This window comes from Rhodoplanes roseus (assembly GCF_003258865.1).
Classification (GTDB): Bacteria; Pseudomonadota; Alphaproteobacteria; order Rhizobiales; family Xanthobacteraceae; genus Rhodoplanes; species Rhodoplanes roseus.
The window spans coordinates 1-10,740 of record NZ_NPEX01000205.1; the positions used below are offsets into that span (position 1 = coordinate 1).

10 protein-coding genes are annotated in these 10,740 nt (G+C 71.3%); 5 read left to right on the forward strand and 5 right to left on the reverse strand.

Going from position 1 to position 10,740, the window contains the following annotated elements:
• Positions 1-162 precede the first annotated feature (162 nt).
• From CH341_RS22605 to CH341_RS22615, 3 genes are read right to left on the reverse strand one after another with little or no spacing between them, the layout of a single operon-like run.
• Complete coding sequence (locus CH341_RS22605) at positions 163-1,428, reverse strand: SAM-dependent methyltransferase (RefSeq protein WP_111421239.1); 1,266 nt, start codon at positions 1,426-1,428, stop codon at positions 163-165.
• Positions 1,429-1,445: 17 nt separating this feature from the next.
• Positions 1,446-2,216, reverse strand: a complete 771-nt coding sequence (locus CH341_RS22610) for a DUF1365 domain-containing protein (RefSeq protein ID WP_111421240.1) — start codon at positions 2,214-2,216, stop codon at positions 1,446-1,448.
• Positions 2,213-3,577, reverse strand: a complete 1,365-nt coding sequence (locus CH341_RS22615; protein WP_111421242.1) for an NAD(P)/FAD-dependent oxidoreductase — start codon at positions 3,575-3,577, stop codon at positions 2,213-2,215. The genes CH341_RS22610 and CH341_RS22615 overlap by 4 nt, the downstream gene beginning before the upstream one ends.
• Before the next feature lie 216 nt (positions 3,578-3,793).
• On the opposite strand from CH341_RS22615, the gene CH341_RS22620 reads away from it, so the two are divergent.
• The 5 genes from CH341_RS22620 to CH341_RS22640 all read left to right on the forward strand — a co-directional run bounded on the left by CH341_RS22620 (position 3,794) and on the right by CH341_RS22640 (position 8,057).
• Entirely contained in the window at positions 3,794-4,366 is a 573-nt protein-coding gene (locus tag CH341_RS22620; RefSeq protein WP_111421243.1) for a sigma-70 family RNA polymerase sigma factor, read from the forward strand.
• Positions 4,363-5,013: a ChrR family anti-sigma-E factor gene (locus CH341_RS22625; RefSeq protein ID WP_111421245.1), complete on the forward strand. Its 651-nt coding sequence runs from the start codon at positions 4,363-4,365 to the stop codon at positions 5,011-5,013. Before CH341_RS22620 ends, CH341_RS22625 begins: the two co-directional genes overlap by 4 nt.
• A 14-nt stretch (positions 5,014-5,027) precedes the next feature.
• On the forward strand, positions 5,028-5,861 hold the full coding sequence (locus tag CH341_RS22630; protein WP_111421247.1) for a DUF1295 domain-containing protein: 834 nt from the start codon (positions 5,028-5,030) through the stop codon (positions 5,859-5,861).
• On the forward strand, positions 5,858-6,883 hold the full coding sequence (locus CH341_RS22635; RefSeq protein ID WP_111421248.1) for an SAM-dependent methyltransferase: 1,026 nt from the start codon (positions 5,858-5,860) through the stop codon (positions 6,881-6,883). The genes CH341_RS22630 and CH341_RS22635 overlap by 4 nt, the downstream gene beginning before the upstream one ends.
• Before the next feature lie 214 nt (positions 6,884-7,097).
• Positions 7,098-8,057: a Bug family tripartite tricarboxylate transporter substrate binding protein gene (locus tag CH341_RS22640; RefSeq protein WP_111421249.1), complete on the forward strand. Its 960-nt coding sequence runs from the start codon at positions 7,098-7,100 to the stop codon at positions 8,055-8,057.
• 225 nt (positions 8,058-8,282) lie between these two features.
• On the opposite strand, the gene CH341_RS22645 is transcribed toward CH341_RS22640, so the two are convergent.
• Both CH341_RS22645 and tgt read right to left on the reverse strand, forming a co-directional pair.
• On the reverse strand, positions 8,283-9,251 hold the full coding sequence (locus CH341_RS22645; protein ID WP_111421251.1) for a Bug family tripartite tricarboxylate transporter substrate binding protein: 969 nt from the start codon (positions 9,249-9,251) through the stop codon (positions 8,283-8,285).
• A gap of 242 nt (positions 9,252-9,493) precedes the next feature.
• On the reverse strand, positions 9,494-10,618 hold the full coding sequence (gene tgt / locus CH341_RS22650; protein ID WP_111421252.1) for a tRNA guanosine(34) transglycosylase Tgt: 1,125 nt from the start codon (positions 10,616-10,618) through the stop codon (positions 9,494-9,496).
• Between the last annotated feature and the right edge of the window lie 122 nt (positions 10,619-10,740).

Genomic DNA, 10,740 nt, shown 5'->3' on the forward strand with positions numbered 1-10,740 from the left:
GTCCGGCGCTGCGCGCCGTCCCGGAATGACCAAACGACGCAAATCCCTCCCCTGCGCGGACGACGACGATCGAGAGGCCGTGCATTCGATCTCGTCTTGGCGCCCATGGGGGCGAGTCCGTGCGTGACGAATCCCGAGCCGGTGCCGCCGTCCTCGGCGCCCTTACGCCGTCGTCTCCGGCTTGGCGAAGGCGAACAGGCCGACATCGATGACACCGAGGCGGAAGCCGGTCTCGCAATAGGCGAGGTAGTACTCCCACATGCGGCGGAAGCGGCGATCGAAGCCCTGCGGCTCGATCGCCGGCCAGGCGGCCAGGAAGCGGTGCCGCCACTCGGCGAGCGTGCGGGCGTAGCTCTCGCCGAACGCCGTCTCGCCGACCGGCACCAGGCCGGCCCTGCGGGCGTGCGCGATCATCATGGCGCGGGTCGGCAGCATGCCGCCCGGGAAGACGTAGCGCTGGATGAAGTCCGGGTTCCTGCGATAGCTGTCGAACCGGCTCGCCTCGATCGTGATGGCCTGCAGCAGCGCGGTGCCGCCCGCCTTCAGGCGCTCCGACAGCGTCTCGAAATAGACCGGCCAGTACTTTTCGCCGACCGCCTCGATCATCTCGATCGAGACGATGCGGTCGAAGCGGCCGTCGACGTCGCGATAGTCCTGCAGGCGCAGGTCGCAGGCCTCGCCCCGGCCGGAGTCGGCGAGCCGCCGGCGGGCCAGCGCGAGCTGCTCGGCCGACAGCGTCAGCCCGGTGACGCGGCAGCCGGCGGCCGCCATGGCGTCGGCGAGCGCGCCCCAGCCGCAGCCGATCTCCAGCACGTGCTCGCCGCCCGTAAGGCCGAGCATCGCGACGATGCGGGCGAGCTTCTCCTGCTGGGCGTCCTCGAGCGACTGGTCGTCGGCCGTGTAGATCGCCGACGAGTAGGTCATGCTGCGATCGAGCCAGGCGGCGTAGAAGGCGTTGCCGAGGTCGTAATGCGCCGCGATGTTGCGGCGGCTGCCGCGCTTGGTGTTGGCGCGCTTCTTGTGGCGCAGCCGGTCGAGCAGCCGCTCGGTGCGCAGCCCGGCATAGACGTCGGCGAGGCCGGTGTCGTTCTCGGAGAACATCGTCAGCAGCGCCGGCAGGTCCGGCGTCGACCAGTCGCCGTCCATGTAGGCCTCGGCGAAGCCGAGGTCGCCGCGCCACAGCACCCGCCACAACGGCCGCCAGCGATGCAGGATCCAGGTCGCCGCCGTGCCGGGCTTGCGGCCGCGATGCTCGATGCGCTCGCCGGTCGGCAGCTCGACGGTGAGGCTGCCGGCGTCGAGCCGGCGCAGCACGCGGGCGAGCAGATGATGGGCGACCGACCGGCGCCGCCGCAGCACGGCGGCCGGCGACGTCGCGACGGCCTCGGAGGCGACGCTGCCCGCGTCGCAGGGAGAGACGTGACTCATGCTCCACTCCGCACGATTCAACTCCGCACGATGGTGACGGGGCGGGCCGGCGGGGCCGGATGCGGCCGCAGGCCGACACCCTTGCGCCACAGCTTCAGCGCCTCCCAATGGATCGCCGCGATCACCTTGGCGGTGACCAGCGGATGCGCCAGGAACGTCCGCAGCAGCGTCACGTCGGTCAGCTCGCGCCGCCGCCCGGTCAGCGCCGCGACGATCACGGGCTCGCCCGCCTGCACGCCGCGGATCGCCACCGCGACGCTGTCGCCGGGCTGCGAGACGCGGAACTCGTAGCGCAGGTCCATGTCCATGAAGGGCGACACGTAGAACAGCTTGTCGCATTCCTGGCGGACCGCGCCGCCGGCGTCGGGATCGGCCGGGATCAGATAGGAGTGGCGCTCGCCGAACGTGTTGGTGACCTCGTACAGCACGGCCGCCAGGGTGCCGTCGGCCCGCCGGCAGAAATAGACGCTGAGCGGATTGAACACGTAGCCGAGCACGCGCGGCATGCAGAGGATCTGCACCGAGCCGCCCGCGATGTCGATGCCGGCCTCCGCCAGCATGCGGTCGACCTGGGCCCGCAGCGGCTCGCCGGTCCGCCCGCCGTGGTCGGCGTCGCGGAACGAGAACAGGTTGAACGTTCGCCAGGAGAAGAAGCGCAGCCGCCGGTCCAGCGCCTCCAGCTCGGCGAGGTCGAGCAGGAACCAGAAGCAGCGGTAGCGCAGCGCGTGGGCGCGCGGCTTCATGCGACGGTGGACCACGGCTCCCGTGTAGACGGCGGACCTCGTCATGCCGGCAACGTCGGTTGCGGCACGCGCACGCGTGCCGGATCGAGCGGAATTCTGCCGCTCTCGTTCGCCACCGTCCAGGGCCGTCGCACGCCGCCGATCGCCTCGGCGACGGCGAGGCCGGCCTGCAGTCCGTCCTCGTGGAAGCCGGCGCCGAAATGCGCGCCGCAGTACCAGGTGTTGCCGACGCCCTGCAGCGACCAGAGCTGGCGCTGGGCCGCGAAGGCGGCGAGGTCGAACAGCGGATGCTCGTAGATCTCGGTCTGGATCAGCGTGCCGGGCTTCGGCGGGCGCGGCGGGTTCAGCGTCACGAACAGCGGCGTCTCGTCCGGCAGGTTCTGCAGCCGGTTCATCCAGTAGGTGACGGTGACGCGGGGCTTGTCGTCGGGCCCGGTCCGGGTCCCGATCGCGTTCCAGCTCGACCACGCGGCGCGCCGCTTCGGCATCAGCGAGTCGTCGGCGTGAAGAACGGCGACATTGCGGCTGTAGCGGAAGGCGCCGAGCAGCGCCCGCTCGTCGAGGCTCGGATCGGCCAAGAGCGCCAGCGCCTGGTCGGCATGGGTGGCGATCACCACGTGATCGAAGGCGTGCTGCTCGCCGTTCTGGTCGATCACCGTGACGCCCGCGGCGTGGCGCCGGACATGGGCGACGCCGCAGTCGAGCCGGATGCGGTCGCGGAAGCTGCGGGTGAGCCGCTCGACATAGGACGCGCTGCCGCCCACGACGGTGCGCCACACCGGGCGGTCGACGATCTTCAACAGCCCGTGGTTCTCGTGGAAGCGGATGAAGGCGGCGGCCGGATACTCCAGCATCTCCTGCGGCGCCGCGGACCAGATCGCCCCGGCCATCGGCAGCAGATGGTCGTCGCGGAACGCCCGCGAATAGCCGTTCTGCTTGAGATAGTCGCCGAGCGTGACATGCACCTCGTCGAGCGAGCCGGCGTCGCGCGGCGCCTCGCGGTAGAATCGCACGAGCCCGGCCAGCATCGACCAGAAGCGCGGGCGCAGCAGGTTGCGCTTCTGCGCCAGCAGCGCCGCGAAGCTGCCGCCGCCGTATTCCAGGGCGCCGTCGTCGAGCGACACGGCCAGCGACATGTCGGTCGCCTGGGTCGGCACGTCGAGATGCGCGAACAGGGCCGTGAGGTTGGGATAGGTCGTCTCGTTATAGACGATAAAGCCGGTGTCGACCGGCAGGCTGCCGTGCTGCTTCGGCGTGCGCACCGTGTTGGAGTGCCCGCCGATCCGCTCGGCCCGCTCGAACACGGTCACGTCGTGGCGCTGCGCCAGCAGCCAGGCGGCCGCCATGCCCGAAATGCCGGTGCCGACCACCGCGATCTTCAGTCGCGGCTCCCGCCCCTCGTCCATCCTAGCCCCCTGACCACGGCGCCTCGCCGGCCCTGTCGTTCACGGGGTTACGGACGGTCGCAACGGTTGGATCACACTGATCCAAGCCGCCGGAGCCGACGTAGAGGGGGCATGCTTGTTCGAACCGACATTCCCGTCCAGACTCCGGCGGCCGGCGCCGCGGCGGCGCTGTGGCCGATGGAACGACCCGCCGGGCCGCTCCGTCCGGGGGGGCGCATGGCGACCATCGCGAGGGCAACAGGAAGCGTGAGGGATCATGACGGGCTGATCGAGGCGATCGCGGCGCGGGGCGACCGCGAGGCCTTCAAGGCCCTGTTCGCGCATTTTGCGCCGCGCGTGAAGGCCTTCCTGATGAAGTCCGGCACCGCGCCCGATCTCGCCGAGGAGCTGGCCCAGGAGACGCTCGTCACGGTGTGGCGCAAGGCGGCGCTGTTCGACCCGGCGAAGGCCGGCGCCGCCGCCTGGATCTTCGCCATCGCCCGCAACCTGCGCATCGACGCGGCCCGGCGCCAGCGTCGCGAGATGCTGCATGCGATGGCCGAGGAGCCGGAGCCCGAGCTCGCCGCCCCGCCCGACCAGGACATGGAGGCGGGCGAGCGGCAGGTGCGGGTGCGCGCCGCCCTCGACCACCTGCCCGGCGAGCAGCGCCGCATCGTCGAGCTGTCGTTCTTCGAAGGGCGAGCCCATGGCGACATCGCCGGACTGCTCGACATCCCGCTCGGAACCGTGAAATCGCGTCTGCGCCTCGCCATGAACCGGATGCGCACGCTCCTGGGTGACCTGACATGACCGTAGCTCATCATCCGACCGAAGCGACGCTGGCGGCTTTCGCGGCCGGCACCCTCGACGAGGGGCGCATGCTGGTCGTGGCGGCGCATCTCGCCGCCTGTCCGGACTGCCGCAAGACCGTCCGCCTGCTGGAGGCGACCGGCGGCGTCATGCTCGACGACCTCTCGCCGGCCGACCTCGCCGCCGACGGCCTCGCCCGGGCGATGGCGCAGATCGACCGGAGCGACGCCGCGCCGGTCGCGCCGCGCCGCGCCGAAGTGATCCCGGGCCTGCTGCCGGCGCACCAGGCGCTGCTGGCGCCCTACGACATGGGGCCGTGGCGGTGGGTCGGCCCGGGCGTGTCGTGGCGCCAGGTCGATGCGCCGACCCTGCCGGGCGGACGCGTGTTCCTGCTCAAGGCGGCGGCCGGGACCGCCCTGCCCGACCATACCCACACCGGCACCGAGCTCACCTGCGTGCTCACCGGCGCGTTCCGCCACGAGCACGGCCGCTACGGCCCCGGCGACGTCGACGAGGCCGACGACGACGTCGACCACACGCCCGTGGTCGAGGCCGGCAGCGAGTGCATCTGCCTGGTGGCGATGCAGGGCCGGCTCAAGCTCAACGGCCTCCTGGGCAAGGTGCTGCAGCCCTTCGTGCGGCTCTGACCGGAGAGGCCGTCATGCTGGCGCTGTCGCTGCTGATCGTGCTGGTGGTCGCCGCCGTCGCCTTCTCGATGGTGATGTCGGTCGCCACCGTGGTCGAGCGGCGCACCGGCAATGCCGGCTGGGTCGACACCATCTGGACCTTCGGGCTCGGCGCCGTCTGCGCCGCGGCGGCGCTGGCGCCGCTCGGGATCGAGGGATGGCCGGCGGCGCGCCAGCTTCTCGTCGCCGTGCTGGTCGCGGCCTGGTCGCTGCGCCTCGGCAGCCACATCTACGCGCGGGCCAAAAAGTCCGGGGACGATCCGCGCTACGCCGCCCTGCGCCAGCAATGGGGCCGCGACGCCGCCCACAAGATGGCCGTCTTCCTGCAGATTCAGGCGCTGGTGAGCGTGCCGATGATCGCCGCCGCGATCCTGGCCGCTCACCGCCCGGCGCCCGGCCTCGGCCTGCAGGATCTCCTCGGCCTCGCTCTGGTGGTCGCCGGCATCGCCGGCGAAGGCGTCGCCGACCGCCAGCTGCGCGCCTTCCGGGCCGCCGGGGCCGCGAAGGGCCGCATCTGCGACGACGGCTTCTGGGGCTGGTCGCGCCATCCCAACTACTTCTTCGAGTGGCTCACCTGGGTCGGCGTCGCCGTCATCGCGCTCGACCTGTCGGGCGCCTACTGGATCGGCTGGCTGGCGCTCGCCGGGCCGGCCTGCATGTACTGGCTGCTGGTGCACGTCTCCGGCATCCCGCCGCTCGAGGAGCACATGGAGGCCCGCCACGGCGCCGCCTTCCGGGCCTACCAGGCGCGCACCAGCCCGTTCTTCCCGCTGCCGCCCCGCACCGCCCCCACGGAGCAACCCCGATGAGCCTGATCGCCACCGCGATCGGCGGCGTCGAACGCCTGCCGATCCCCGACGCGCTCACCCGCGCCGGCATCGCGTTCCTGGTCGGGCAGACCCGCCAGAAGCTCGCGACCGTCGATCCGTCGGTCGAGCGGGCCTTCGCGGCCGAGATGGCGGCGCATCCGATCGCGGTGCACACCAGCGCGGCCAATGTCCAGCACTACGAGGTGCCGGCGGCGTTCTTCGCGCTCGTGCTGGGCCCGCGGCGCAAATACTCGTCCTGCCTCTACGGCGACGGCGCCGAGACGCTGGCGCAGGCCGAGGAGCGGGCGCTCGCCGAGACCATGGCGCATGCCGACCTGGCGGACGGCCAGACGATCCTCGAGCTCGGCTGCGGCTGGGGCTCGCTGTCGCTCGCCATGGCGGAGCGCTTCCCCGACGCCCGCATCACCGCGGTGTCCAACTCGCGCTCGCAGCGCGGCTTCATCGAGACGCAGGCGCTGTCGCGCGGCCTGCGCAATCTCTCCGTCGTCACCGCCGACATGAACGCCTTCGCGCCGGACCAGACATTCGACCGCGTCGTGTCGGTCGAGATGTTCGAGCACATGGCCAACTGGCAGGCGCTGCTGGCCCGCATCCGCGGCTGGCTGGCGCCGGACGGGCGCCTCTTCCTGCACGTGTTCAGCCACCGCTCGGTGCCCTACCGGTTCGACCACCGCGACAAGGCCGACTGGATCGCGCAGCATTTCTTCACCGGCGGCATCATGCCGAGCCACGGCCTGATCCGCGCCTTCGACGACTTCCGGGTGGAGGCGGAGTGGCGCTGGAGCGGCACGCATTATCGCCGCACCGCCGAGGACTGGCTGAAGAACTTCGACGCCAACCGCGCCGCGATCGATCCGATCCTGGCCGAGGTCTACGGGGCCGACGCCGCCTTGTGGGCGCGCCGCTGGCGCCTGTTCTTCCTCGCCACCGCCGGGCTGTTCGGCCACACCGACGGCGACGCCTGGGGCGTCAGCCACTACCGGCTGGCGCCGGCCGGCTGACGCGCGGCGTGGCGCCCGCGGGCGAGTCCGCCATGGTCACGGGCCTGCCGGCGATGTAGGCTTCCGGACGGCGGATCCCGCCGTTTCGCGCGACCCGCCTCGCCCGGCTTTCGGGCGGCGTTTCCCGCGTCGCCGGTCGCTCCCATGCATTGCTCCAGACGACACGTCATCCGGCGGCGGACTGCGCCCTGCATCGCATTCCAGGAATGACATCATGACATGTTCCCGCGCTCTCCTCGCAGCGCTGCTGCTCCTCGGCGGCACGGTTGCGGCCCGGGCCGAGTGGCCAGAAACCTCCGTCCGCTGGGTCGTGCCGTTCGGCCCCGGCGGCGCCAACGACCTCGTCGCCCGCATCGCCGCCGAGGCCGTGTCGAAGCAGATCGGCAAGCCCGTCGTGATCGAGAACAAGCCGGGCGCCGGCGCCGTGATCGGCACCGACTACGTCGCCAAGTCGCGCCCCGACGGCTACACGTTCCTGATCGGCGCCGGCGGCGTGGTGGTCAACAGCCTGCTGTCCAAGAAGCTGCCCTACTCGGACTCCGACTTGGTGCCGGTCGGCATGATCGCGGTGTCCCCCTCCGTCATCGTCGTCAATCCGAGCGTGCCGGCGACCGACCTGAAGAGCTTCGTCGCGTGGGCCAAGACGCGCGACGGCGGCGTCGACTGGGCGACGGCGGGCCGCGGCACCACCCCGCATTTCGTCGCCGAGATGCTGCGCCAGGCCTCCGGCCTGAACCTGCAGATCGTGCCCTACAAGAGCGGCAACGAGGGCGTCACGGCGGTGCTTCAGAACAGCGTTCCGGCGACCTCGGAGGCCAGCATCGTGGTGCTGCCGCAGGTGCGCGCCGGGAACCTGAAGGCGATCGCCTCGACCCACGGCAAGCGCATGAGCACCTATCCGGACCTGCCGACCGCCACCGAGCAGGGCTTTCCCGAGATCCGGATCGGCCACTGGGCCGGCCTCTACGCGCCGAAGGGCACGCCGCAGCCGATCATCGAGAAGATGAACGCCGCCATCCAGGCCGCCATGAAGACCGAGGAGGTCAAGGCCAAGCTCGCCGCCTCCGACATCGAGACGGCGGAAGGCTCGATCGAGGACTTCGCCCGCTACATCGCCGACGAGCGCAGCCGTCTCGAAGCCTACGCCAAGTCCGGCGGCATGCAGCAAGAGTGACGACGGGAGACGGTGCTGCGACGACATGCGGCGCTGTGCGCAGCACGCGATCGGGGTGAGGGTCTACGGCGTCGCTGGTGAGCTCGGCGCCCGATCACCGGGATCTCGCGCGATAGCGCGAGATCCCGCCTCTCCCCGCCGGGGAGAGGTGAAGCGGCGCACGCCGCACACGGTCGTGCGCACGACGCGGAGCCGACTATTCGCCGCACTGCGACCAGCGTCGTCTCACTGCTTCTGGATGCCGGCCTTCTCGATGACGGCGCCCCATTTGGCGATGTCGTCCTTCAGGCGCTTGCCGAGCTCGTCGGGGGTCGAGGGGCGTGCCGTGATGCCGAGCTCGAGCAGGCGCTTCTTCACGTCGGCGTCGGCCAGGACCTCGCGCAGCCCCGCGTTGAGCGTCTCGATCACGGCCGGCGGCGTGCCGGCCGGCGCGAACAGCGCGTTCCACGAGGTCACGTCGTAGTCCTTCACGCCGGACTCCATCACGGTCGGCACGTCCGGCAGGATCTCCGAGCGCTCCGGACCCGTGGTCGCCAGCGGACGGATCTTGTCGTCCTGCAGGTTCGACCGCATCGCCGCATAGGTGTCGATCATCAGGTTCACGTCGTCGCGCAGCAGCGCGACGATCACCTCGGGGGTGCCGCGATACGGCACGATGTAGAAGTTCAGCCCGGTCTGCGACTTGAACAGCTCGCCCGAGAGGTTCTGGGTGCTGCCGACATTGATGGTGCCGACATTGAGCTTGCCCGGGTTGGCCTTGCCGTAGGCCAGCAGGTCGGCCAGCGTCTTGTAGGGCGAGCTGGCGTTGACGCCGAGGATGAAGTCGAAGGTGCCGAGCGTCGAGATCGGCGTGAAGTCCTTCACCGGATCGTAGGGCAGGCTCTTGAACAGCGGCACGCTCACCGCGTTGCCGTTGCTGAGCAGCGTCAGCGTGTAGCCGTCGGCCGGCGAGGACAGCGCGGCGCGGGCCGAGGCGATGCCGCCGGCGCCCGCCATGTTCTCGATGATGAAGCGCTGGCCCATCTTCTGGCCGAGCTTCTCGGTGACGATGCGCACCGTGAGATCGGCGACGCCGCCGGCCGCGAACGGCACCGTGATACGGACCGGCCGCTCCGGATAGGTCTGGGCGACGGCGGCGCCGGCGAACAAGACGGTGGCGGCGGCCGCGAGCAGCGTGGCCAGGGGTTTTCTCATGCTGGTCCTCCTCGAGGGAAGTCGACCCGCACCCGGCACGGGAGGGGCCTGGACGTGACGGCGCGTAGGCGCCGACGGGGGTGCGCCCCGCGCCGCGGCGGAACGCAACGAGTCGAGCGCGGTGTATCGGCGGACCGTTTCGAATTGGAGAATTTTCGGCCGCCGCCGGACGGGGCAGATCGCCGCAGCCCGCGGCCGGCATGCGGGCCCGGTCCGGCCGACCCCGCCCGGAATCCTACACGTCAGAGGGGCGGCACGTCACCCCGGGCCCACGCCGCCGTCACCTCGGCCGCGTGATCGGCGAAGCGGCCGGCCCCGATGGCGTCGCGCAGGCCCTGCATCAGGGTCTGGAAATAGGCGATGTTGACGATGCTCAGATACATCGCCCCGAGCGCCTCGCCGGCCCGGATCAGGTGGTGCAGATAGGCGCGCGGAACCTCGCGGGCGATGCGGCACGGGCTCTCGGGATCGAGCGGCCGCGGGTCCTCCTGGTGGCGCGCGTTCTTCAGGTTCACGGGCCCGCACCGGGTGTAGGCGAGACCGTGGCGGCCGTTGCGGGTGGGCAGCACGCAGTCGAACATGTCGATGCCGCGCGCCACCCCCTTCACCAGGTCGTCCGGCGTGCCGACGCCCATCAGGTAGCGTGGCCGGTCGGTGGGGAGCAGCGGCGCCACCTCCTCGATCATGGCCAGCATGGTCTCCTGCGGCTCGCCGACCGCCAGGCCGCCGATGGCGTAGCCCTGGAAGTCCATGTCGACCAGCGCGCGGGCGCTCTCGCGCCGCAGCGCGACGTCGTCGCCGCCCTGCACGATGGCGAACAGCGCCCGGCCGCTGGCGAGATCGGGCTCGAAGGCGCGCTTGCAGCGCTCCGCCCAGCGCAGCGACAGCCGCATGGCGCGGTCGAGCTCCGCCGTCTCGGCCGGCAGCGCCACGCATTCGTCGAGCTGCATGGCGATGTCGGAGCCGAGGCAGCGCTGGATCTCGACGGCGCGCTCCGGCGACAGCGCCACGATGGCGCCGTCGACATGGGAGCGGAACGTGACCCCGCTCTCGTCGACCTTTCGCAGTTCCGACAGCGACATCACCTGGAAGCCGCCGGAGTCGGTGAGGATCGGCCCCGACCAGCCCATGAAGGCGTGCAGCCCGCCGAGCTTCTGGATGCGCTCGGCGCCGGGCCTGAGCATGAGATGGTAGGTGTTGGACAGCACGATGTCGGCGCCCGTCTCGCGCACCTCGTGCCAGTGCACGCCCTTCATGGCCGCCTGGGTGCCGACCGGCATGAAGGCGGGTGTCCGCACCGTGCCGTGCGGCGTCTCGAGCGACCCGAGGCGCGCGGCGCCGTCGGTGGCGAGATGAGTGAATTTCACGCGAAGCGCCTTCGGAACCACGGGACGATGGACGGGACGCCGTTCTAGGCGGAGGGACGGCGGCGGACAAGCGGGACCGGCTCGTCGTTCCGGGGCGCGGGCGCAGCCCGCGAGCCCGGAAT

What these genes read in the sequence shown, in the direction of transcription:
- CH341_RS22630 (WP_111421247.1), top strand. Translation starts at nt 5,028, where the DNA reads ATGCTGGCGCTGTCGCTGCTGATCGTGCTGGTGGTCGCCGCCGTCGCC.
- CH341_RS22645 (WP_111421251.1), bottom strand. Translation starts at nt 9,251, where the DNA reads ATGAGAAAACCCCTGGCCACGCTGCTCGCGGCCGCCGCCACCGTCTTG.
- CH341_RS22605 (WP_111421239.1), bottom strand. Translation starts at nt 1,428, where the DNA reads ATGAGTCACGTCTCTCCCTGCGACGCGGGCAGCGTCGCCTCCGAGGCC.
- CH341_RS22615 (WP_111421242.1), bottom strand. Translation starts at nt 3,577, where the DNA reads ATGGACGAGGGGCGGGAGCCGCGACTGAAGATCGCGGTGGTCGGCACC.
- CH341_RS22620 (WP_111421243.1), top strand. Translation starts at nt 3,794, where the DNA reads ATGGCGACCATCGCGAGGGCAACAGGAAGCGTGAGGGATCATGACGGG.
- CH341_RS22635 (WP_111421248.1), top strand. Translation starts at nt 5,858, where the DNA reads ATGAGCCTGATCGCCACCGCGATCGGCGGCGTCGAACGCCTGCCGATC.
- CH341_RS22625 (WP_111421245.1), top strand. Translation starts at nt 4,363, where the DNA reads ATGACCGTAGCTCATCATCCGACCGAAGCGACGCTGGCGGCTTTCGCG.
- CH341_RS22610 (WP_111421240.1), bottom strand. Translation starts at nt 2,216, where the DNA reads ATGACGAGGTCCGCCGTCTACACGGGAGCCGTGGTCCACCGTCGCATG.
- CH341_RS22640 (WP_111421249.1), top strand. Translation starts at nt 7,098, where the DNA reads ATGACATGTTCCCGCGCTCTCCTCGCAGCGCTGCTGCTCCTCGGCGGC.